22 protein-coding genes are annotated in these 24340 nt (G+C 38.7%); 5 read left to right on the top strand and 17 right to left on the bottom strand.

Annotated features, from left to right (window positions below; all coding sequences use genetic code 11):
- Positions 1-2: 2 nt before the first annotated feature.
- The 3 genes from O9316_RS12175 to rmuC all read right to left on the bottom strand — a co-directional run bounded on the left by O9316_RS12175 (position 3) and on the right by rmuC (position 3104).
- Positions 3-1115: a hypothetical protein gene (locus tag O9316_RS12175; protein ID WP_298204838.1), complete on the bottom strand. Its 1113-nt coding sequence runs from the start codon at positions 1113-1115 to the stop codon at positions 3-5.
- A gap of 101 nt (positions 1116-1216) precedes the next feature.
- Positions 1217-1771: an acyl-CoA thioesterase gene (locus tag O9316_RS12170; RefSeq protein WP_298204837.1), complete on the bottom strand. Its 555-nt coding sequence runs from the start codon at positions 1769-1771 to the stop codon at positions 1217-1219.
- Positions 1755-3104 carry a DNA recombination protein RmuC gene (gene rmuC / locus O9316_RS12165; RefSeq protein WP_298204836.1) on the bottom strand — a complete coding sequence of 450 codons (1350 nt, stop codon included), beginning with the start codon at positions 3102-3104 and terminating at the stop codon, positions 1755-1757. The genes O9316_RS12170 and rmuC overlap by 17 nt, the downstream gene beginning before the upstream one ends.
- A 103-nt stretch (positions 3105-3207) precedes the next feature.
- Between rmuC and O9316_RS12160 the strand changes: the two genes are divergently transcribed.
- The 3 genes from O9316_RS12160 (at position 3208) to O9316_RS12150 (ending at position 4853) form a co-directional block, all read left to right on the top strand.
- A complete protein-coding gene (locus O9316_RS12160) occupies positions 3208-3783 on the top strand; it encodes a pseudouridine synthase (RefSeq protein WP_298204842.1) in 576 nt (191 codons plus the stop codon).
- An 84-nt stretch (positions 3784-3867) separates the two neighbouring features.
- Entirely contained in the window at positions 3868-4191 is a 324-nt protein-coding gene (locus O9316_RS12155; RefSeq protein ID WP_298204835.1) for a hypothetical protein, read from the top strand.
- Entirely contained in the window at positions 4188-4853 is a 666-nt protein-coding gene (locus tag O9316_RS12150; RefSeq protein WP_298204834.1) for a DUF4476 domain-containing protein, read from the top strand. The genes O9316_RS12155 and O9316_RS12150 overlap by 4 nt, the downstream gene beginning before the upstream one ends.
- 96 nt (positions 4854-4949) lie before the next feature.
- Here the strand turns inward: O9316_RS12150 and O9316_RS12145 are convergent, their stop codons facing one another.
- The 9 genes from O9316_RS12145 to O9316_RS12105 form a co-directional block, all read right to left on the bottom strand.
- Positions 4950-5732 (bottom strand): ABC transporter ATP-binding protein, encoded by a 783-nt coding sequence (locus O9316_RS12145; RefSeq protein ID WP_298204833.1) that lies wholly within the window; start codon positions 5730-5732, stop codon positions 4950-4952.
- Positions 5729-6757, bottom strand: coding sequence for an iron ABC transporter permease (locus tag O9316_RS12140; protein WP_298204832.1), 1029 nt, complete (start codon positions 6755-6757; stop codon positions 5729-5731). The genes O9316_RS12145 and O9316_RS12140 overlap by 4 nt, the downstream gene beginning before the upstream one ends.
- Positions 6754-7890, bottom strand: coding sequence for an ABC transporter substrate-binding protein (locus O9316_RS12135; RefSeq protein WP_298204831.1), 1137 nt, complete (start codon positions 7888-7890; stop codon positions 6754-6756). Before O9316_RS12135 ends, O9316_RS12140 begins: the two co-directional genes overlap by 4 nt.
- Before the next feature lie 124 nt (positions 7891-8014).
- The gene (locus O9316_RS12130; protein WP_298204830.1) at positions 8015-9175 is read right to left on the bottom strand and encodes an alpha/beta hydrolase-fold protein; all 1161 of its coding nucleotides are present in this window, start codon (positions 9173-9175) and stop codon (positions 8015-8017) included.
- A 101-nt stretch (positions 9176-9276) separates the two neighbouring features.
- Positions 9277-10212 carry a hypothetical protein gene (locus O9316_RS12125; protein ID WP_298347254.1) on the bottom strand — a complete coding sequence of 312 codons (936 nt, stop codon included), beginning with the start codon at positions 10210-10212 and terminating at the stop codon, positions 9277-9279.
- Between the two features lie 451 nt (positions 10213-10663).
- A complete protein-coding gene (locus O9316_RS12120) occupies positions 10664-11218 on the bottom strand; it encodes a toll/interleukin-1 receptor domain-containing protein (protein ID WP_298204828.1) in 555 nt (184 codons plus the stop codon).
- 7 nt (positions 11219-11225) lie between these two features.
- Positions 11226-11642, bottom strand: a complete 417-nt coding sequence (locus O9316_RS12115; RefSeq protein WP_298204827.1) for a hypothetical protein — start codon at positions 11640-11642, stop codon at positions 11226-11228.
- Positions 11639-12430: a hypothetical protein gene (locus O9316_RS12110; RefSeq protein ID WP_298204826.1), complete on the bottom strand. Its 792-nt coding sequence runs from the start codon at positions 12428-12430 to the stop codon at positions 11639-11641. The genes O9316_RS12115 and O9316_RS12110 overlap by 4 nt, the downstream gene beginning before the upstream one ends.
- 105 nt (positions 12431-12535) lie before the next feature.
- Positions 12536-16384: an Eco57I restriction-modification methylase domain-containing protein gene (locus O9316_RS12105; protein WP_298204825.1), complete on the bottom strand. Its 3849-nt coding sequence runs from the start codon at positions 16382-16384 to the stop codon at positions 12536-12538.
- A gap of 356 nt (positions 16385-16740) precedes the next feature.
- On the opposite strand from O9316_RS12105, the gene O9316_RS12100 reads away from it, so the two are divergent.
- Both O9316_RS12100 and O9316_RS12095 read left to right on the top strand, forming a co-directional pair.
- Positions 16741-17226, top strand: coding sequence for a hypothetical protein (locus tag O9316_RS12100; RefSeq protein WP_298204824.1), 486 nt, complete (start codon positions 16741-16743; stop codon positions 17224-17226).
- A 305-nt stretch (positions 17227-17531) separates the two neighbouring features.
- Positions 17532-17897 (top strand): hypothetical protein, encoded by a 366-nt coding sequence (locus tag O9316_RS12095; RefSeq protein WP_298204823.1) that lies wholly within the window; start codon positions 17532-17534, stop codon positions 17895-17897.
- A 166-nt stretch (positions 17898-18063) separates the two neighbouring features.
- Here O9316_RS12095 and O9316_RS12090 read toward each other — a convergent pair whose 3' ends face one another.
- The 5 genes from O9316_RS12090 to O9316_RS12070 form a co-directional block, all read right to left on the bottom strand.
- Positions 18064-18996: an Abi family protein gene (locus O9316_RS12090; RefSeq protein ID WP_298204822.1), complete on the bottom strand. Its 933-nt coding sequence runs from the start codon at positions 18994-18996 to the stop codon at positions 18064-18066.
- A 377-nt stretch (positions 18997-19373) separates the two neighbouring features.
- Positions 19374-19859, bottom strand: a complete 486-nt coding sequence (locus O9316_RS12085) for a hypothetical protein (RefSeq protein WP_298204821.1) — start codon at positions 19857-19859, stop codon at positions 19374-19376.
- Positions 19860-20141: 282 nt separating this feature from the next.
- Entirely contained in the window at positions 20142-20663 is a 522-nt protein-coding gene (locus O9316_RS12080) for a transposase (RefSeq protein WP_366941544.1), read from the bottom strand.
- 418 nt (positions 20664-21081) lie between these two features.
- Positions 21082-21684, bottom strand: a complete 603-nt coding sequence (locus O9316_RS12075) for a DUF6705 family protein (RefSeq protein ID WP_298204820.1) — start codon at positions 21682-21684, stop codon at positions 21082-21084.
- 3 nt (positions 21685-21687) lie between these two features.
- Positions 21688-23328 (bottom strand): hypothetical protein, encoded by a 1641-nt coding sequence (locus O9316_RS12070; protein ID WP_298204819.1) that lies wholly within the window; start codon positions 23326-23328, stop codon positions 21688-21690.
- Positions 23329-24340: the final 1012 nt, after the last annotated feature.

The following is a 24340-nucleotide window of genomic DNA, read 5'->3' as shown; positions in this document are numbered from 1 at the left end:
TATTAGTTGCACGGTTGAAGCGATTCAATCCATTGTTTTACGAGTAATACACCCTCTTCATGGATGATGGAACGCCCGTGTAAGGGCATCATAAAAGCTTCGTTTTCAGTGTTTAGTCGGTAATACAACATCGAGCGGTTGATGTTATTGGGCGAAACAATTCGAATTAACGCAGGAGGAAAATCTTGCAAGTCAGCCGTGGGAACACAGACGCCCATATTGGTTAAGTTGTTATTGGTTTCATCAAAACTCATGCGCATGGGGCGGTAATAACAGTGTCCTTTTTCGCTGTGACAGTGCGCACAATTGATGTCAAAATAGGAACGCACGCGCTGCTCAAGGGGTTTTGATACGTCTTTATAATCGACCATGGCGGTTGCCGGATCGGAAATGGGTGCATTACTTTCTAAAATGCCCCATTCTTTCCATTTGGCCAACTGATTTTTCGTTTCAGCGCCGTAGTTGTAGTTAAAGTTAATGTTTTGGGGTTTGATTCCAATGGGAGAATTGGAATAAATATTCGTGTTAGGATCACGTAGTTTATGACAAGTTACACACTGCGCTTCATTGGGGATACGGTAATTGGCTGTTTTTTGAACCCCGTTTTCTGTAAAAGTAATCGTGCGGTTACTTCCGTTTAAATCAAAAAATGCCTCTGTTTGTTCGTCATTCCAGACGTATTCCGCAAAAATCCAACCGTTGGATTTGCGAATCATGATACGGGTTTCAATGATTTTACGCGTATTGGTGGGTTGCAATTCGTCGTAATAGAAATTTTTAATAATGGCAGCGCCTACGGGCAATTCCAAAACCGAACCGTCTCCATTGTACGTTGCTTTTGTTCCAGGCGGCAACCACACAAATCGTTTTTTGTGGGCATAATCCGTAAAAAGTTGACTGATAGGTTCGTAAATATGCACGTCTTTTTCGGGTACCATAGCACTCATGGGCGCTTTGAAAAAGTGGTAATCCGATAGCTTTGCATAAGGCACTTGTGTTAAATCAACCGTAACGGGGCTCGGTTCCACATACTCCTCACTATCATTGGAAGAACAAGAATAAATAAATAAAGAAAGGATTCCCGTAAAAATCCCCAAAAGGTAGTATTTTCTCATCTTAAAAATTTCTTGACCAAAAATAACAAAAAAAATCTATTTGCCTAAAATTCGTGAAGTTATATGAGAATTTTTTAGAAAAGAATTAGAATTTGAAAATTTTAGCGCTCTTTCATTTCCATTTTCACATTGTAATTTTCTAGGTTTTTTAAAGCTGAATCGGAGAGGTAATCGAACTCCAATTCGTGTCGATTTCGGGTTTTCCGCGCTTCAATATGTTGGATGCAATTGTAAAAACGCCGCACTTCATCCCCGTTGGTTAAAATTAATCCGGGAACTTCTGTATTTTGTCCGTTTTCATCTTTGGCCACCATGGTAAAATAACTCGAATTACAGTGTTTGGATTTCCCCGTTTGTATATTCTCTGATTCCACCCGAATCCCTACCACCATCGAGCTGCGTCCTACATAATTTACACAGGCTTTCATGATGACGAGTTCGCCCACTTCAATCGGGTGTAAAAAGTCGACGGTATCGACCGAAGCCGTGACACAATAATGGCCCGAATATTTGGAAGCACAAGCAAAGGCAATTTGGTCCATCAGCGACAGAATGTACCCTCCGTGAATTTTCCCACTAAAGTTGGAATGCGAGGGGAGCATCAATTGTGAAATTGAAATCCGCGAGGACTTAACCGTTTTAAATTGTTTCTTCATGAGTCGTGTCATTATCGTTCGTTTGGCCTACGCCGGCGCGTTGCAATAAAGCATCGGGCATTGCTTTTTTGGCTTTAGCCCCCATTTTTTTCAAGCGTTCCACACTCGAAATCAGGTTGCCTTTTCCTTCCGTAAGTTTGTTCATCGCCCCTTGGTACTCTATTTTAGCTTCATCCATTTTTTTACCAATTTTTATCAAATCAGTCACAAAGCCTTCAAATTTATCGTACAAAGCACCAGCTTGACGGGCAATCTCTAGTGCATTTTCTTGCTGCTTTTGATTGGTCCACATGCTGTTGATTGTTTTCAAAGTAGCCAATAGGGTGGAAGGAGTTACGATAACAATATTCTTCTCAAAAGCTTTGTTGTACAAGGTGTTGTCCTCTTGTAACGCCACCGCAAAAGCCGATTCAATCGGGATGAAAAGCAACACAAAATCGGGACTCTCCATTTGATACAAGTCGTAATAATTTTTACTGCTCAATTGCTCCACATGGCGATGAATCGCGATAAGGTGTTCGCGCAAATGCTGTTTTTGTTCCTCTTCGCTCGCGGCATTACACAAGCGTTCGTAAGCGGTTAACGTCACTTTTGAATCGACAATCATTTTTTTGCCATCGGGCAGTGCAATGACCACATCGGGTTGAAGGCGCTGTCCCTCGGGGGTTGTAAAGCTCTGTTGCACAAAATACTCGCGGTCTTTTTCCAATCCTGATTTTTCCAGCACGCGTTCCAGTACCAATTCGCCCCAATTTCCTTGCATTTTGTTATCGCCTTTTAAGGCTTTGGTCAGGTTGATGGTTTCTTGCGACATTTTTTCATTCATTTCGCGTAGTCCTAGGATTTGTTGACGTAACGCGGCATGGTAATCAATACTTTCTTTGTGTGTATCTTCTACTTTTTTCTCAAAAAGCTGAATCTTTTCTTGAAGGGGTGAAAGAATTGTTTTTAGGTTTTCTTTGTTTTGTTCCGTGAACTTGGTGGTTTTTTCTTCTAATATTTTCTGGGCTAAAACTTCAAATTCTTTGGTGAATTTTTCTTGTAATTGCTCTACTTCTTGACGGTACTCTTTGTTGCGTTCGACCAAATTGGTATAATCCACTTCTTTTTTGGTGAGTTGCAACGCCAAAGCTTCGCGTTCGGTACGCAAGGTTTCTTTCTCCCCTTGGGCCGTTTGCCATTGCTGTTGTACAGAAGTTACTTGTTGGGTTAATTGGCGAATTTGCTCTTCTTTTTGAGCGAGGGTAGCACTGGATTGATTGCTGGAAAGTAATTTTCCAATGAAAAATCCCAATCCCAAAAACACGGCAGATAAAACGATGGTTACTGTCATACTTTATTTTTTTAAGGTCTTAAAATTACAAAACTTCAAGCCGATTTGCTACACAATTTTTCTTTCTTAAAATGGATTATGTTTGCACAAACCAAAAGCCGCTATGCACCGTCACTTTATTTTACACAAGCCCCATGGGTATTTGAGTCAGTTTATATACCAAAAAAAGCGCACCAAGAAGTTGTTGGGTGAATTGTATGATTTTCCCGAAGGAACTATGGCTATAGGACGCTTGGACGAAGATTCAGAAGGCTTATTATTATTGACCACCGATGGTCATGAAAGCGAACGGGTACGCAGTAAAACGGTAGAAAAAGAATATTATGCACAAGTCGATGGTGTGATTACCCCTACGGCGATAGCGCAACTGGAGGCGGGTGTTGAAATTGGATTCAAAGGCATTCGATACACCACGCAACCGTGTCATGTTCGGCTTGTTACTGCTTTGCCCCCCTGTATAGGCGAAGGACGACGCATACGCGATGCCCGACACGGTCCCACCCGTTGGATATCCGTTACGCTCACCGAAGGAAAATTTCGTCAAGTGCGGAAAATGACTGCGGCAGTGGGCTTCCCTACTTTGCGCTTGGTGCGTGTTCGCGTGGGGGGTATTTTTTTACAAATAAATGCAGGCAGGGTACAAGAAGTGCCCCATTTTGAAAACGTTGGCGAGTATTAATTTTAGTAAAAAAATAAGTTTGGCGTCGTTATTGCTTTTGGAATTTAACAGATAAACTTTATTTTAACCAAAAAAACAATCATCATGAAAAAAATTACTGCTGTATTGTTTGTTCTAATTTCTGCCGTATCCATGGCACAAGTGGGACAAATCGGTCATTTGACTATTTTCTCTGAAGATGGAGACAAATTTTACTTGATTTTAAATGGGGAAATGCAAAATGATATTCCCCAAACCAACATTCGGGTCGAGGACTTGAATCAGCCGTACTACAACGCGCGCATTCAGTTTGAAGACAAAACGTTGATGGATATTACCACCAACAACATGATGATCGCCGATCCCGACGGTATCATGTCGGATGTGACCTACAAAACCGTCGCGACCGCAACAAAAAAGGGAAAATGAAATTGAATTTCTTCTCTGCGGTGCCTGTACAACCTAATTTTGTTCCTCCTGCCAATGTGTATGTGATGCATTACGGTCAACCCCGTCCGCGTCCTGTAAATCCTGGGCAAACCGTAGTGGTGCAACAACCAGCGCCTGTACGTGGGGGTACTGTGACCCAAACGACGACGACCACCACTACTAATGGTGGGGACAATATTAACGCCAATATCAATATTGGTGGACTCAACATGGGCGTTTCGATCAACGATAATATGGGCATGGGAGGTACGGTAACGCAAACCACGACTACCACAACCTCTTCGTCTCATGTGGGTGGGCATGTAGCTCCCGTTCCCGTTGAAGTGGCTCCTGTGGGCTGTCCCAGTCGTAGTTGTATGCGTCCAGCCGATTACAATGCTGCCTTGACCACCTTAAAAAATCAGGCGTTTGAGGATTCTCGTATGAAAACAGCCAAACAAATTGTATCGGTAAACTGTTTAAATGTAGATCAAATTATGCAAATTGCCAACTTGTTTAGCTTTGATGATAACAAACTAGAGTTCGCTAAATTTGCCTATGACTACTGCATCGAACCCCGAAATTACTTTAAGTTGAATGGTATTTTCAGCTTTAGTTCCAATGCGGATGAATTATCCGATTATGTGCAAAGCCGCCAATAATCGTTAGTATCCTATCAAGAAAATAAGCTGTTCTTCGGAGCAGCTTTTTTTTTATGAAAAAAGAATATTGACTTGATGTCGTAAAAAGAAATGCCGTTAGGAAATAACAAAACGCCCTTTTTCAGCATCAAAGCGAATGTGTTCGTCGGTAAAAAGCGTATTAAATATGCCCGATTCAATATGATTACACGGTTGGTCTAGGACTATTTTTTCAGGCGTCATGATCAACATTTCGTCCGACAGTTGAATGGCAAGGTCAATATCATGGGTAGAAAAGAGAATGCATTTTCCCGTTTGATGGGCTACCCGTTGCAGCAATTGAAACACGCTTACTTTGTGCACTAAATCCAAATGGGTTGTGGGTTCATCCAATACAATCCAGGGGGTGTCTTGTGCCAAGGCGCGGGCAATCAAAACGCGTTGCAACTGTCCATCGCTTAGTTCATAATGCTTTCGGTCCCGCCAAAGGCTAACGTCGGTTTGTTGCATCGCGGTTTCGATGGCCAGGATGTCGTCGGGGGCAAGTTGCCCAAGCCAATTGGTGTAGGGATGGCGACCGAGGGCAATCAATTCGTAAACGGTTAGGTTACTTTTTGGAATTTTATCGGTCAATACCAAGGCCAATTTGCGGGCACGTTGTTCAGCGGTCCATTCCTCCAAGGGTTTATCCTCCCAAAAAATCGCTCCCGACAACGGGGGTTGAATCCCGCAAAGCGTTCGCAATAAGGTCGATTTTCCTACTCCGTTGGGGCCAATGAGACTAATTAACTGTCCCGGCTTGAGCGCAAAGTGCAACGGTCTAGCCAAGGGAAGTTCTTGGTTTCCTTTTCGATACCCAATGGTAAGATCGCGCACGTGAAGCAGGGCATTTACACTCATAACAAGGCCTTTTTTCGAATGATTAATCCAATGACAACGGGCGCACCCACAAGTGAGGTAATGGCATTGATGGGTAGCGTAAAATCGAAACCGGGCATTTGGGCCACCGTATCACAAACGAGCATGATGATCGCCCCAATGAGTAACGTGGCCCCCAATAATATACCGTGTTTGCTGGTTTGAAACAAGAGTTTTGCCAAATGAGGCACCGCCAAACCAATAAAAGCAATCGGACCCACAAACGCAGTTATGCTGCCGCAAAGTAAAGCGGTGGCCCAAATGATATACAAACGTGATTTCCATAACGAGATGCCTAAACTGGCCGCATAGTTTTCGCCCAACAACAATCCGTCCAAGGCTTTTATACTCTGCATGGAGAGCAGCAGCCCGACTGCAAAACAAACCGTAAGAATCCCTATTTGAGCATAGGTCATATTGCCTAAATTCCCCATACTCCAAAACGTAAACCGCTGCAATTGTTCGGCCGAACTGAAGTAGGTAAGTACTGAAACCGCGGCTGCCGTAAAACTTCCAAACATGAGTCCCACAATCAATAACCCCGCACTATCTCTGAGTTTTCGTGCCAAAACCAAAACTAAAGCCATAACCCCCAAACTTCCCAAGCACGAAGCGGTAACCAATCCGTAGGGGCCTGTGAGCAAGGCGTATAATCCAGAAGGCAAGACTCCAGCGCCCATGAGCACTAGCGCCACGCCCAAACTTGACCCCGAACTGAGTCCGAGCACATAGGGTCCCGCTAACGGATTGCGGAAAAGCGTTTGCATCAATAATCCACAGATCGATAAGCCCATACCCACCAAAATGGCCGTAAGTGCTTTGGGAATTCGAAATTCAAGGATAATGTAAGACCAAGTTGATTTGACCGGAGTTTGCCCCAAAAGGGTCTGCAAAACATCCCCCAAGGGAATAGCCACTTGCCCCCAAGCGATGTTGCTTAAAAGGGCCAACAGGAGGAGTCCACTTAGCAGGGCAAAAAGCCCACGATGACGAGGGGTTAGGGTCACGGTTGTAACGGCATAAAAAAATAGGGTTGATACGAAGGTAGCAATTCTGGGTGGAGTATTTTCACCAAATCTTTCAGCACCAAATCGGGGCGGTTGGGCGCCAATTCGTAATACAAACTACCGCTGTTTTTTCCTTTTTTTCGGTGAAACGAATATACTTTTTGGTTTTGAAACGCTTTGAATTGACGGTAATGCGGATTCTGGGCCGCCATATCTCTCAGGGTTTGAAACTGACCCGAGGTGATCCACAGGTCGGCATTCTGTGCTTTTTCAAACACGGTTTCAAATGATAATGCGAGACTCCCTGTGCCTTTTGTGGCGCCCCATAGGTATTGGCCTTGGGCTTCTTTGAGGAGCAAACTGCCCCAACTGTCGCCTTTGGGGAGGTACCATTGCCCTTCAAATACATCGCCTGCCATAACGGTAGGTTTGTAACGGGCGCGTGTGGCTATGCGTTTGGTGTTGAGGTAGTCCTTTTCAATTTTTGTAAACACCTGCGCTGCCTTGGCTTGTTCGTCGTATAAGGCACCAAAAAACTTAATCCATTCGGCACGCCCTAGCGGATTTTGTTCGTTCCAATCGCCATTGAGCAGCACTTTTATACCACTGCTTTGGAGGTTGTCGAGGGTGGGATTGTGATTGTCGATGCCATACCCAATGACCACATCGGGTTGTAGGGTAATCAGGCGCTCGATATTCAGGGTTTGGTTTTTTCCCAATTCGGCAATTTTTCCTTTTGCAATGCGCGCTTGTACTTGGGTAGAGGAAATGTAGTGCAGTTGAGGAAATCCAACTAGCGAGGGGACCTTTTTTAGCATCTCCAACGAAGGAATATGCGTGGTAGAGGTGACGACAATTTTTTGAATTGGGATACGAATAGCGGGAAGTTGCTGCAGCGAATCGGGAATACGAGCTCCCTTTTTATACAACACATAACGGTAGGTTTGTCGGGCTTCGGGCCAAGGATTTTTGACGGTTATCACGGTAACGTCTTGGTAGTTTTGAAGCGTAAAACCAGTAGCATACCGCACCGTATTTTGCCCTTGTGGACGCTCAGAACGGGACCGGTCGGACTGGCAGCCAAATCCCACAATCAATACAAGGAGGCCCAACAGCCTGATGCAGCTTTTCATAGCGGATACTTTGTGCAAAAGTAATGTTTTTTGGGTGACAACTCATCCATTTCTGGGGTTAGTATCGGTTTATATTGCCATATATCGCTTTAGCAATGCCCTAGTCATATTCCAAACTAACGCTTTATTGGTCAGCCCATGCCAAGACTTTTAATGGAATAACGGGGGTGCCAGGACGGTGCATGATAATATTTTCTCCTTGACTCGTAGTTTGGTTGGTAAAGCCTTCAGTTGTCCAACTCCCGCGTGTCAGTTTAAATTCGATCGGATATTGAATCTGCACCGTGAGTTCGCGTTCCAGCGCATTTACTTTTTTAAATTTTACGCGCCCCGGGTTCCATAGGCCCAAGCTTTCTTGATTCCCCGTGATGTACACTTCGTCATCGGGATGAGGTACCGTCACTCGAAAGGTGAGCTGTTCTGGTTTTGTTAGTAATGTATAGGGATTCTTGTTGATAAAAAGGCTCAACTTTTGAAGACTATCCCAAACGGCTGGAGGTACCGTTGATTGGTGCGTGTACTGTGGAAAGTCTTGGATGAAGAAGGTGTAGTTTGCGGTTAATGGATTGGTGCTGAAGTATTCTTTTACTTTTCGATAAGCTTCACCCCAAGCTTTGGCCCAAGTATCGGGTTCGTCGGCTTGACTGAGATAAATAAACTTCGGCATTGTCGGTTTTTGTTGCGATAACAGAAGAAGATCATTGGCCAAGCGCTGATTGTCGTAGGCTAGGTTGGGTGAGAGTCCGATGAAACCCTTAAAGTTTTCCGAATGATGAACGGCTTTGTCCAATACAAACGATGCACTTAACGAATGTCCAACGAGGTAGCGGTCGGGGGTTGTACGGTAGTGTTGTTCTACCCAGGGCATCACTTCTTGGGTGACGTATTTCCAAAAATTCTCAGCATTGGGTTTCGTTACTTGGTACTGTTCAAGGGGCACGTTTATCGGTTTTGGAAAAAAGTCATTATTGCGATAATAATCTAATTCATCATAGGCTGGCGAAGCAATGCCTACAACAATAAAATTCTTTTTAGGGAATGCATAATTTAAGGAAGCTTGCACCACATCAAAGAATTCGCGGTTTTGCGCATCAAAAACATACACGACATCAAACGAAACCAAGTTCCGCTCGCGGTATTCCCATGGGGTATAAATGTATATGGGTCGCGTTTGTTGAAGTATTTTGGAGGGGAACGAATGGAGTTGAACTTCGGCGGTTTGTTGTGCTTGGGTATTGAAAAGGACGAATACCAGCATAATCAAGGAAAAACGAAAAGGTCCCATAGCTAAGTCGTTAAATTTAAAAAATATACATCTCCTATGTTTGAAATTTATTCTCTTGTGCTTACAAAATTAGTTTTTTGGATTCATTTTTTGACTGTGAATTACAAACGCGGCATGGGTTTGTCGTCTTTGTAGTGCCCGAGGTAAAAGTCGTCTAGGGTAAACCGTTGGTTCTTCCAAGAGGCGGTGGCTTTTTTTCCAGCTGCATTGAGGGAGTAGGAGAGGGTTTTGGTTTTGGGGTCAAAAAAGAGGAGCGGGCGAAATTCGTAGCTGTTGATAAGGTTTTCGTTACCGGCGATGTAAAGGTATTGGCGTTGGGATTGAAAGGTCATGGGGGATGTTTTGGTGATGGGTTCGGTAGGATTGGTCCATGTTTTTCCCACAAAAGCGCTAAGAGATTGCCACTTCGCTTTGCCTTTTTTAAGGACTAAGGCGCGATGGCCTTGGCGGTGCATGCTTTCGATGAGCAGTAGGTGTTGAGCATCTAAAGGGTGTAAGGCTAGAATTGGGCGTTCTGGGGTAAAGGCTTCACTACTGAAGAGGATTGTATTCGACGTTATTGCTTTTAGGTAATAGGTTCCCTTTCCGTTCAATTTGCGGTAATAGATGGCATAGGTTTCCTTTTCGAGGGGAAACAGTTGAATGTACATCGAGACGAAGTCCGGGCGTTTATAGTCGTACACGCCATAAAACATCAAGTGGATGTCTTGTTGCTGCCGTTCAATGGGGTCATCATAAAAGTACCGCCCTTGTTCGATGTAGGTGATGCCGCGGTTTTGCAGTGCCAAATTGCCTTTTAATTTGGCTTTTTGATGACTGTCTTTGTGGCGTACAAAAGCGAGAAAGGATTGCTCCATGCGGTGCATTAGGGAGTCTTTTTGCTTTTTTTGGACGGCAGTGGGGGTGGGGTATTTTTGGTCCAAAGCCATATAGGCCATCATATCACTTTTGTATTGAATGAGTTCTGCCTCTTGCGCAAAAAGCAGGAGAGGGAAAAGCAAAACGAGGGTTAACGATTTAAAAAAATGAGTGTGCATAGGCTTTGTTTTTAAGGAATGGGTACGCTTACCAGAACCGCTAAGCTATGAACTTTCGGGCAGAAATCGGGGATTCATTGGTTTTTTTGTGGGTTTGGGGTTGGAGTAGGACGAACGAACCCGCAAAGGGATTGACTTCATTGCATTGCATTGCGAGGGCTATACAGTCAAGAGACTTCGCAGAATGGGTTCCCTATTTTTTGCTCACGCATAATTCATAATTCATAATTCATAACTCATAATTCATAATTCATAATTCTTTTTGGCCCCCGGCAAGCCGCCGCGCTTTCCGCTATATCTTTGCTTCCGCTAACGCTCCAGCAAAGGATGTCGCTGCAATCGCTGGGGCGGGTCACTGCACGATAGTCATTTTGGGGTACTACAGGGAGCTTGAGGTCAAGAAAAAGGACTACGAAGTCAGGAGACTTCGCAGCGCGGGGGTTAGTTTTTTTTAATTTTTCAACCAATCAGTGAATTTGACTTTTTTACCCATAAATTCAACAAAAAGTTCTGATTGTTCATTTGACCTTTCACTTATTGTTATCGCAGGGTAGATTTTTAAATACTCATTACCAGTCCATTTTCCGTCATCTGAATCAGTCACTGGAAGAATTGCTATGCTTTCAAAATATTTATGAGCATCACCAAAACCTAATTCCCAGTTACACCATTTAGAATTTATTGCTTCATCAGTAGCTAGTAAAACAAACTTTTTTGAATTTTTAATCTTGTCCTTAAGCTTTAATGCAGTAACATGATCTGTAATTAGTGGCATTTCATCATCCAACCAATCTATGTAAATTTTCAAATTTAAAGATTCTAAGAATTTAATGAATTTATAAACTAATTCCTTATCAGAGTGCTTATGAGATAAAAATATATCAAACTTTTGTTTATCAAAATTTAAAGAAAAATCTTTAACAATTCTATTTAAATTTATAATCATTTTTTCAGTACTATCTACATTTTTCTTATTAAGTAAACTCTTTGATAAAAATTTTTCCATTCTTTAATTATTTCAATGAAAAATAAATAAAAGTTAATCCTATTGATGTAATGAGATACAAAGGCCAAATAGTTATAGAAAACATAACATTCAAAAAATTATATTTAACTCCACAATATAGGCTAGGATTAATTTCATAAATTTTTGTTGTGATTGGGTTTTGGTTTAGCCCGCAAATGTCATTATATATACCTCTAAATTTTCTCTCCAGTTGTAAATAGTAAGTATCTAAAAACCAAAAAACGATAATAAATGGAACTGGTATTATAATAAATAATGGCTTTTGTTCAGCTGCATAAATGGCAAGGAATGCGGATACTATCGTTATTGCTAACCCTTTTATTTGAAAAGAATTTGTATTCATTCTGGTTATCGCATTTTGAACAAATTCTCTATGTTGCATTTTTTTTTCAAGTTTGCTCATAAATATATTTTTTTATTGTATAAAAGGTCAAGTGGATGTATATTTTCATTTGTTTTAACTGTATCGTAATTATTTTTCCAATCTATTAAATCTCTATCCTCTAAATCTATTAAATGACTTAAGTCAAGTTTATATTTAAATCTTGCATCTTCATCTAAATTCATTGCTTTCCTTAAGGTTGTAGAAAAGGTTTTTGTTTTTCTTCGGATTAATTTTTCATCAATTCTTATAATACTCGATAAAAATAATTCATTATAAATCCATGGTGATTCAGTGTGTTTTATAGTATTATGTACAGAAACGGAGTTTGGTGTTTCTAAAAACATTATACATTCTGTTTTATCAATCATTTCAGCTAAAGAATTTGATAACATCATATGAACATGACTGGTCGTAAAATTTCTTTTTTCATAATCATATGTATTGGATTTTTTTTGATAACAAATTTCATTATCAATTTCTTTAAGTAATTTATTTGAGTCACCCCAAAGATTTGAATCTATAAATACATCCAAATTGAAATTGTTTTTGATCCAGCCTGCGAATTTGTTCGCTTTTTCAAGGTCTTTGTGAGAGTGTGAAAGGAATATATCAGCATTTATATTTGGAAACCACTCTTTTTGAGTTTCTGTACCATCAATAATATTTTCACCAATCAATTTAATTTTTAGATCATATTTTATATTTTCAATGTATGATCTTTTCAATTGTTCTCCCTTAGTTTTGTCAAATGGTGAAAAAGTGAAATTATCAAAAACACTTTTATTAATTTTAAATCTACTATACATTTTTTATCTTTTAACTTTTCTCCACAACCTTAAACTTCTCTTTAATAAACTTTACAACACCATAATAAATTCTTATTTACTTTTTCCATATTTTTTTAATTAAGGTTAACAATTTTCTACAATCTCTATTTCCTCTTGCGTCAACCCATACAACTCATAAACCATTAAATCTATCTCTCGCTCTAAAGCTGTCGTATCTGCTTTTGGATTATCTTTTTTAAGTGATAAAACTTCAATGACTTTTTTTGAAATTTCTGCATCGAATTCATCTGTTAGCTTTTTGGGTAATGGGTAAGGGTTCAAATAATTAGTTTTAAATGTTCTTGCATCACCTTGTAGAGTATCACCTGTAATTTTCAAAAACCACCATAATAGTTTTGAATTTGCAATTGCCAAAAGATATTCATAACTCTCTTTTGTTTCTTGTTTTTTTACCCAACTGTATGCCTTCGTTGTGTGATAAAGTTTATCGTGGTTTAAAGTTACATTTGGATGATTTGCACAAATTTCCATTGAAGAAAGTTTTGGCTGTTCAAACTTGCTCAAGTTCTTTGGATAAATGTATGCATGCCAATGTTGCATTTTACCTGCTTTACCACTTTCACGAGCTTTAAATATTTTTTCATGCTCAATTATGTAAGCATAAGTTTTTGGGAATCGTATTTTTATATCCTCTAACGGTACAACTTCTGCGTTTCCAATTTTTATTTCATATGGAAAGAATACATATTTATTAGTTGATAGATGACTAAACCTTTGTACATCCTTGCCCATCAAAAATGGTTTAAATAAATCTCTTTCAAGTTGGTACTCTTTTCCACTTATTGGTACTCTAATTTGGAAATTCTTTTCTTCAAAACATTCAACTATATACAAATCATCTTTACTTGTAGCAATTCCTTGAAAAATCCCTTCAAAGGAATCTGAAAAGAGTTTAGCATCTGTATAAATTTTTTCAAATACATTAAATCCAAGTTTGTCATCAAATAATACCCATTGGTTATTTCCATATAATTGCGAAGCTTTATCTATCATCTCATAAGTGATAAATGTATAGTCACTTTTATTCAGCATTAATGCTTTAAAATCTGATTTAAATGGGAAACGTTGGAAATAGAAACCATTACTTGCTCTCTTACTGAATTGTGCAACACAAGTATAAGTATCTGCATCTTCAAAAATCATGTTTGCTCCAAAATGAGCAATTTCATCAATAAATTGACCTTGTTTAAGATAATTTCGGAAAACTTCGGAGGATGCAGAATTGAAAAATTTATGTGGAAATATATAAGCGTTATTACTTTGGTTACTAGAAATGTTAACTGATAATTCAAAGAAAATATTTGCTAAATCATAAGCATATTTAGCATTTTGGTATTGACTTTCATAAAACAATTTTTGCAATGGCTGTGATGCTTGAATTTCCTGAATTCGCATATAAGGCGGATTCCCAATCACCACATCAAAGCCCACAAAATCACCGTCATCGTTTAAAACTTCTGGAAATTCAAAACGCCATTCAAAAGCATTTTCATAAATCTTATTGCTTTTAATTTCTTCGATTTCGGTTTCTAGTATTTTCACTTCGGTGGCTAAGGTATTGGTACGTTTGTTCCACTCGGTTTGTTCCTTTTTGCTCAATTCAAATAAACCTACCTGTTGGGTTTGGTTAAAAAGTTGGCCTTTTAGTTTTTCGAGTTTTAATTTCTTTGGGTCGTTCGTAGCAATTTCACTTCTAAAGTTTCCTTTAATATCGGCAATTAAGACTTCCATATCCCGCTTTTGCTCCTTACTCTCAGCATTCCTGTAGGTTGCCACAGCCAACTTATAGCTTTCGATATTCCACTTACTTTGTTTGAGTGCTTTTTTCAAATCGGCATCCAAGGCAAAGCGTGAAATCAAGGAATTCCCGCACTTGATATTAATGTCAATATTGGGTAAGGTTTCGAGTTCGGATTCATTGCGATAGTAGGCATTTTTCAACAACTCAATCCACAAACGCAAACGGCATATTTTAACCGAGTTCGGGTTAATATCTACGCCAAACAAACAATTTTCAATAATCGTCTGTTTTTCGTGAAATAGGGTTTCTTGCAAACGCTGACTTTCTTTGTTCTTAGGGTTATAAGTAAACGGTACACCATCTTCGTCGGTTACAATCAGTTCATCATTGACAATATCGACTTGGTATTCTTTTAATCGTTTCCCATCGCGGTCAGTTAACACTTTTAAATCGTGCTTAATCGCAATCATTTCATTCAATGCCGAAACCAAAAAGTGTCCCGAGCCTACTGCGGGATCGCATATTTTAACGCTGTTAATAATGGCGTTAGCTTCTTTGGTATCTTCAATTTTATTGTACAAGCCCTCAAAGTCTTCGCAATTCCAACCTTTGGTTTCATTAAACTTTTGCACCACCGCACGGCGAATGGTTTCTTTACACATATACATGGTAATGAAACTTGGCGTATAAAATGAACCGTCTTTATAGCCATTTATTTTTTCAAAAATCAATCCCAATACCGAGGCATTGATTAAGGTTTTGTTGTCTTCTTGGATTTCCTCACTGCCTTCACTAGCAAAGTCATACGCTTCCAAAAAATCAAAAAAGTAATCAATAGCTTTGTGTGTACCGGTAAGTTTTTTGCCATTAGCATCTTTCAATACAGTACCACTGATAATAGGCAATTGTATATCGTCTTCTAATCCCGATATAAATAAGGTTTGATGTTCTAATTCAGTAGGTTCAAATAAGGAACTATTTAAGTAAGGTACTTTAGCAAACAAAGTTTTAACACGATCGTTTCTCTCATCGGGTTTCTTTGCCAAAACCATAAAGAACAGTGAGTTCAAATTGTCGTAATCGTGAAGTAATCCGCTATGTAAGAACGCATAACTTTTGTCCCCTTTGTGGTAGCTAATGAGTTGGGCTTCGAGTAATTTAAGGAACAAAATACGATTCACCCAAGTAATACACAATTCTAATCCTACTGTAAAAAGGCGTTCTTCGTGGGTGTCTCCATATTGTTTTACATTAGGTAATCGCGATAGTTTATCCAAACTATCCAGTTGGTTGATTACATTTTCCAACAAGGAGCCATCATGCCGTTGACCCACTTTTGGGCGTTGAATCAATTTCTTGCTGCCTTCTTTGGTTTCAGTTAATCCGATGAGGTGAAGGAGTTCATTATAAAAATTTTTATCGAGTGTATTACTATCGTTTGCAAACGATAATTTCAATAAGTGCTCTGGTGAAAGTAATTTATAGAGTACAATTAATTTGGAATCATCTACTGTATCGTTGTTGCGTAAAATTTTGTCGTAGGTCGCTAAATCAAAATAGGTGTATTCTAATTTGTCCAATATAGAATCAATATAGGGCTCCGCAATTTTTTTATAAAAATGTTCCGTATTGGTAACAGAGAGTTTGCCTTCTTCAAAATCTTTAAATTGCGCTACTAGTTTTTTATTTTGAGCAAAGAGTTTGTCAAATAATTGGCCGTCAAAAATGTACCAATTAGTAACATTAGAAATGATTAGATTGGTAATTTTTAAATTATTCTGAGAAATACGTTCTCTTAAAAAGTAAAGAACTAATTCTTGTAAAGCCTTACAATTTTGGTTTTCTGCTGAAAACATTTCCCTCTTGTTTGAAGGTCTTTTAGCTTCAATAATTACACTTACATCGGTATTTGTACTCAACCCATGATGGATAACCAAGTCATTTTTATCTTTTGTGTTGATGGCATTAGTTTCCTTGTAATACGTATCTCTTAAAAAATCACGTAAATCATTTTTTAAATGTTCCTCTGACTCGTCTTTAGGTCGATTTTCTATGGTGTTAATTTTATCAAGTAAAATGATAAGATTTTTTTTAAACAATTCAATACCAAAACGATTCGGTTTGATTTTTAAAAAGGCTTTATTAAGGGCTTTGCGTGGTTCGATTAACATGGAATACGGATTTTATAGATTTACCAAACCTACCAAAAAATCCGCAATCAATCAAGCTAATTGAGGATATATTGGTTTTCGTCTTTAAAGTTTACATCCTTGTTTTTTGCGAGTACATGGTATTAAAATTTTATATAAAATGAAGTGTATAGTCTATTTTTCAAGGCTTTCAGGGTTTCAAGTTATTTCCTGTAATATTTTTCTGAACTCAATTTTTCAAGGGTAACAGATTTTGCACAAAACGCTATACATCATGTGTCTATTTTTAAAAAAAGTAGAACTATTTTAGCACATGGGTTTGGCGGTTTTAGGCGGTTTTGTGTAATTTCAAAATGAATTTATAAACCTTATTATTTATGCCTAATTTAAATTTCAATCGTATGAATGTGACTGCCACCTCAGAACAAGTTAATGCTGTCAAAGCCGCATTACAAGCCATCAACACCAATCTTCCTTTTTTAACAGGGCTTACCCCGGAAGAGCGCAGTTCATTACCTTCCATTAATGTCAACAACAAGGTATTTACGGAAGATGCTATCAACGCAGGGCTCAACAACGCCAGTTTGATTCCCTCGTATGTTTCGGTCGCCAACATGCAGAGCGATCTCACCCTTTTTCATCAGTTGGATGAATTGATTCTGTTAACCAAACAAACGCTCGAAAAACTCGAAGACACCCAGCTCCTCGCCGGAAGTGAAGCCTATACTTCGGCCTTGGCGTTGTACCGCTTGTTTGGGTCGGCCGCCGAAGCCGCTGTGCCCGGTGCCGACAGCATCTATGCGCAGTTAAAAGAACGGTTTACCGCCAACAATGCAGGTTCGGGCAGCGGCAGCGCCAGCTAAAAACGCCGCCTAGGCACTCAATAGTACGCATGATGCGTAGTGACACTACTCAAAATGCGTACTATTACTACGCAAAAAGCGTAGTCACACTACACATCATGCGTAGTACTACTGCACAAAACGTGTAGTCACACTACGCAAAACGCGTAGTCATACTACTCAAAAAGCGTAGTCACACTACACATCATGCGTAGGCACACTACGCATAAAGCGTACCCACACTACGCATGATGCGTAGTAAATGATAGTAAGGGCGTTCCTTTCCTTGCACCCCGAATTGAATGTTTATGTAAAATCCAGCTTCTATGCCAAAATCAATCAAAAAATACCAGACCCCCCAAGACGACGATCTCCCACACATGGGGCAACTCTTAAACCAGCACGTAAAGACCCTGGGCATCAAAAAGGCCTTCATCCAACGGGCTTTACAGGTCAACCAAACGACCATTAGCCGTTACTTTCGGCAACATTCGATACAAGTCGCCATCCTGTGGCGCTTGAGCCGCATTTTGAAATTTAACTTTTTAATGGCGCTGGGCGAGCAACTCAACCTCCCATACGAAACCGCCAAAGAAAAAGCCCTCCGCGACACCCTCCACCTCAAAACCCACGAAATCGAATTGCTGCAAGCCAAAATTCACTACCTCGAATCCCTCCTCAAAAAGGCATAAAAAAAACCGATGGACGTCGGTTTTTTTTGTGGGGTTATTTTTTGAATCACGTGAAAGGATGAAGTGGCGGGGGGGGGGGCGGGATCACGGATTGCATCTGAGGCTTTAGCCGAACTGACGAAGTAAAATCCGCGATCGTGGGTAAAAATATAGTTTCTTTAATAATTTACTTCCACAGTTCTTCCTCTTCCCATTTTGGTTTCATTCCCAAAGCTTTTGGGTCAACATTTGGGTATTTATCAAATAATAGCTTTAATCGCGCTGTAAATTGATTTTCTGGTTCTATAGTATTCAATAGATACTTCATTATGCACAAATGAATATACAAATATTGAAAATCATTTTGATTAGGCACATCTGTTATCCACTTGAAAGGTGGTTTCGATAGTAATTTTATTGTGGATGGTAAGTTTTTATTCCATAATCTAGAGTGATGAGCACAATAGTTACGGATCTGTGTAATCGATTGCAACCAACTTGGCAAATAGGTATGATTAACGGCTCCAAATTCTTGGGCTATCGTATCTTTTGACTTTATAGTATTTTTTAAATTTCCATATAGTTTAGAAAGCGATCCAAAACTAGTTTGTTCTAATGATTTCCATGATGGAGGAAAACGCTTATCGTCTTTATGCTTCTTATTATGATTTTTAATTGTAGTTTCCTTTGTTCTTTCTAGTTCTTCTTCTAAACTTGCTAAGGTTTTTACCAATGCTTTGCTATCGTCAAACAATTCAAAATTTTGAAACCACCAAGGATTAAACTCGTGTGAAAGATGATAAATCAACTTGGTTCTCAAACTAATTTCAATACGCTCTATTACATCAAAAAGTAAAAAGCGTAGTTCTCTATCAAAATTATATAAAGCCATTACCTCTTCAAACTTACTGTGTGGTTTAAAGGTGTGATTTACTTTATCATCTTGCATTACATACCAATATTCCCCTAATCGATAATAGCTAATATTGGCCAACTGATGTGCAGCAAATGCTTCATCTTTAAATGTCAAACCTCTATTTTTTAAAATTTCAATTTGTTGTGAAATTGAAGTAGCATTTTTATCAAACATACCCAAAAATAGAAAACCCAAAGGAAGCACTTGTACTTGTTTTGGGGTGTGAAGTTAGCTCTAAAAAACAAAAGACACACCCTGGGACGCTGTTCTTATGGGTAGCGTGGTGTGTACTGTTGCTGCAAATATACACACCTTTTTTATTATCATCCAAATTTTTTTGGTTGTACACCTTTCATTTTTATTGTCTTCCTATTGAATTCCTCGGTGCAGCTCATTATTGTTAAAGCGAATGTGAAAGGATCTGCTCAGGATTATTTTTTGAATCACGCGCAAGGGTGAAGTGGCGGGAGTGGGGGGCGCAAAGTCAGGAGACTTTTCACAGGGGGGGGTAAGCCAAGCGAAAGTCCCGAAGCTTCGGGAGCGCGGGAGCGGGGGTTAGCGGTGCAATACCGCTACAATACTTAATTTTCCGTCAAATTATAAATCTTTGTAACGAATTCAATATTCTCTTTTTGTAGTTCGGTCCATTGATTATGAAAATTTTTATCATAAGTCGAATATTCAGCTTTTTGACCAAGCTTCACTAAAGGCTCATAAATGGTATTCATAAATTCTTCTTTAACTTCATTAGAATAATAATGTTTAAGTAAAGATTGATATGAATAAATTTTAATATTCCATTCTTCTCGAGACTTTCTGTACTCATTTAATGCTATTGAATCTGGCTTTTTATCTCTTTTTAACTTATAAAGTTGAAATGTAAAATAAAGTCTTTTGCCAAGGTCTTTAGAAATTTGATCATTGAACTCTAATCGTTTTTGTGTGTTTTCTTTTTTGTCTTGCCTACTTTCACTGATTGAGGATGTAATAAAAGCAGTTAGGGCTGAAATTATTGCTCCAACAAGAATAAGGATTACTTCTTTTTTTATACTACTATTATTTTCCATTTTGTATTGTTTTAATTGTTGGTAACGTTACATTGCTTCGCGACTGTTGCGATGTCAGCGATCTGCCCCCGATCAAGCGCGAATCCCTTCGCGTGTATAGATAAAGTAATAACTTTTTAAATATTTTACTGTCACTTTTAAATCTATTGAATAAGGTTTAATAATTGGGCGCGCCGGTTTTGTGTTTGTTGATTTTTAAGCCAAGCGAAAGTCCCGAAGCTTCGGGAGCGGGGGAGCGGGGGTTTATTGATTTTTAAGCCGCGCGAATCCTTTCGCGTGGTTTTACAATTTAAAATACTGAAAAACACAAACTCCATCTAACATGCCTTTTTCTCCAGAATAATCTGAAGCACTACTATACTTGTAATCTTCAGCTCTAAATACAATTCCTTCATCTACTGGATTGTTATAAATGTAATCTATTTTTTGCTGAATGACATCATTACTCCACAATTCAATTGGTTTATTATCATGTCGCCAAAATTGATAGTTTGAAGTATTTGAACTTTTTTGAGCTTCTTTTTTAAAATAGTCTAATAAGAATTCTTTTCTGCTTTCTCTATGATTTTCTTGAATGGCTTTGATAATACTTCGGCTTGTAAATCTTTTAAAATCTCCTAATAGTAATTCAGGTTTTTGATTATCAATACTTCTAAAAATTAAATGAATATGATTAGTCATAATACACCATGCATGAATTTCCATGCCTTTGTTTTTTTGGCAATATTCTAAACTTTCTAAGACTAAATCTTTATACTCATTTCTAGTAAAAACACCTGCCTGCCGGCAGGCAGGTCTAACCAACCCACAACTGCAAAACTAACAAAATACAATCCTTCAGAATTATGGAATTTATAATTTCGGCTCATAACTTTTTATTTATACCAAAATTAGAAAAACTTTCATTGTTATTAAAAAACCACGCGAAAGGATTCGCGCGGGAGCGGTGTTTTAAGCCACGGGAAAGTCCCGAAGCTTCGGGAGCGCGGGAGCGGGGAAAGGATTCGCGCGGGAGCGGGGGCGCGGGAGCGGGGGATTTTTAAGCTACGCGAAAGGATTCGCGCGGGAGCGGGTTGCCTATAACGTTAGGCAGCTTGTTGCAGTAGCGGTTAAAAAGCAAAAAGTTTTGGTTAAACATAAACCATTAAAAGCACAAAAGCGACTTTCAGTTATGCACGAAAGCCGCTATTGCTACAAACTGCGGTTGTGAGATGTATTTTTATTATTGTTTTATTAAGGTCATTGTAATTGGTATTCTGAAAGGAATATTCCCGTTTTGGTCAAGAAAACATTCTACATTCCAAACCAACCTTTCTACTCCATTTACGTTTTGATATTCAAGATGTAATTTACCATCAGGGTTTTTACGCAATGGTCTGCCGTCTATTATAGGTTCACTATAGCCTAATTGCATTTTTGTATGATTTATAATTAAACCACTACTTGTTGTATAGGAACTATTTGGAATTAATATAGAACCAGATATCCAGCTTTCTATACCATCAATTGAAGTATCATAAACAATAGTTCCATTAACTGAATAAATAAAGGAACTTTTTAATTCATCTGTAAAACTTGAACCACCTCCGTCTCTATTTTCAATTTTGTAAAAAGTTATTTCAAAAACTTTAGTTGGATTTGTTGGTGAATTTTGCCATCTCCAAGTTCCTATAAATTTATCCAAAACACCATTTATATCTTTGTAATATACTTTTGGCTGTTCAAATGGGTCGTGTAAATGGGTTTCTTCTATTGGTACAATGTTGTCCTGTGCGTATCCTATTGATACTGCTAATAATACTAATAATTTAACTATTGTTTTCATAATTTATCGTCTTATCCAGTTAATAATATTTCCTTGATTATCGTAAACAGCTTCATACAAAATTAGCCCCAATGAATGCCCATTAATTGTATAAGTGTTTAAAAAAATGATAAAGTTTTGTACGTAACAACTATTACTGCCTCCATTACAAGGTGTTAAAACTTCTTTTTCAAATCGGTTTGATAAATCCTTTTTAGCATCAGGGTTATTTCCCAAAGTTAAATTGGTATCGTTTAAATCACTACTATTTCCAACACGAAGAGCAAAAGTTCCTTCTTGTGTTACTAATATGCTGGTAAAATCTTCATCATTGTTAAGTTCCCCAAATTGTTCCGCAGTTTTGTCTATATCTCCATCAGACCATATTGGGACTAAATCTTTAGTCACAACATTCGGTAATCCTGTTTGAGGATTTACTCCTTGTGTAACTTGAGCTTGATTTTGATGCATATGAATTACAACTTTAGTATTAGGAGCAATTTGGTCTCCATTTGAATAAGCAACCTGATTATCTCCTCTCCAAATAGGTAATCTAATGTCATAACTACTTCCGTTTTTAATAAAATGTGCGCCATCTTCTTTATAATCTGTAGCCAAACGAGATTTTAAGTCATCAATTTTTTGTTTTATGACTGTTTCTGAGCCATCACTATTGTTGGTTGTTAATTTATTAAGTGCTTTTTTGTGTTTATTGTCATCAATTACTGGATAAGTCACAATAGAATTACCATCCCAGTCAGTTAAACTTGGGTCTTGATAATTTCCAGGATTTGGACCACCTGAGCCACTACCTCCACCTGTTGAACCACCGCCAGTAGAGCCACCACCAGTATAGCCACCGCCTCCACCGCCTCCAGACCAACCGCCTCCAGAGCCGCTACCTCCACCAGTCCAACCGCCTCCACCAGTCCAACCGCCACCGCCAGACCAACCGCCACCAGAGCCACTTCCGCCACCACTAGAACCTCCTCCACTAGAACCACCGCCACCGCCTGAACTTCCTCCACCACCACCAGATGAACCACCGCCATCAGGACAGTCAACTTCAATTGCAAAAACCATAGAGACAGTTACTTGTCCTTGCGAATTCAATTCAACAGGTATGCTTACTAATTCGTAGCAGGTTTCTCCTTGAGTTTGATTTTGTAATTTTGTTACTTCTGTTTTGTTAATCAAATCTACATATTCCTTGTTTTCAATTTTCTGCTTGTCAATTTCTGTTAATGTATATTTCGATAAATATGCATTCACTTCATTGTTTTTTTCAGTAATAACAAGGTTTTCAGTTTTTTCAGTTTCTTCATCTCTGTAAACAGGAAAGGTATAAGATTTGTAATCTCCTTTTTCTACCAAAAGTATTTTATCAGTGTCAATTGAAAAATTATATTGACTTAGATAAACAAGTCTTGAACTTAAACCAGCTTGGTTTGAAGTTTTTGCCAAGCTAATTCTATTTTCAACTTCTTGAAACTCACCAAATGCTTTTTGGTTCTTTTTGAGTTCATTAAATGTAACATAGCGTGAAGTTGCCTTCGTTTTTGACAGATTGTCGGCTTCATAAAGTTCGTCTTTATTACAGCTTGTAAAAAAGACAATTAGACATAAGAGTAGTGTCTTTGTAATTTGTTTTAATTTTTTTTTCATCTTTCCGTTGGTTTTAAATTAATCATTTTATGACGATTTTGGGTTAATATATCTCACAACGTATTGCTAAGTACTTCAAAATCCTACTTATCCTTCCTAAAATAAAAAATACTTCGCTACCTGTCCCAAGGGTTTTTACCTGTTTTGCAAAGTATTTTCCCTAAACTTTTTCGGTATTTTTCCTATTTTCTAGGAAATACAGGATTTTGCAAGGACTTGAAATTTAATTATATAGCAAAAAAATGGAGCCACTAGGCTCCATCGATATTAAAGGTAAAAGTATTCTTACTTGAATTTCGTCGTAGCGGGTGGTGATTTAAAGTATTGTTACAGTAGTAAAGTAATTGTTGCCACGCGAAAGTCCCGAAGTTTCGGGAGCGCGGGAGCGGGGTTAATAATTGGGCGCGCCGGTTTTGTGTATGTTGATTTTTAAACCACGCGAAGGGATTCGCGCGGGAGCGGGGAGAGGGGGGCGCAAAGTCAGGAGGCTTTTCGTAGTGGGGGTAAAGTTAGGGGAGTTTGTGTTGTGGGCTATCGTGATTTGCAACAAGCTTACCGCAACCAACCTTTTTCGGGACTGACATTGAGGCTAATTCCATAAAAGTTATTACGAATAATGAATTTGCCCGCCGTGTCGGGACTGTTTTCAAGATTGAATATTTCATATTCACCCGTAACATAGTCAGGGGCTATTGAATTATTTATAAAGAAAGCTATGTCAAAAAGAGCCCATTTCGTTTTATAATGTGCTCCTAACGATAATTCATATGAAAAATTAATGCTGTTTTGACCACTAGAATATGATTTAAATATTGTTTTTTCGCTCACTTGAACCCCTGTGATTAACTCTTCATTGGTTCCCGTTATTAAATTTAAAGGCTATGGTCTAATTAATATACGGTAAATTTATTATGTTTTTAAATTCATACCATGCGGAGAATGATGTAGCTATTAACAACACGGTTTTCTTTAGCGGACTTTGACTTTCATTTATGATTGATTTTAGCGCATA

Source organism: Flavobacterium sp. (assembly GCF_027533505.1).
Taxonomy (GTDB): Bacteria; Bacteroidota; Bacteroidia; order Flavobacteriales; family Flavobacteriaceae; genus Flavobacterium.
This window is presented reverse-complemented; position numbering and strand designations above follow the sequence as displayed.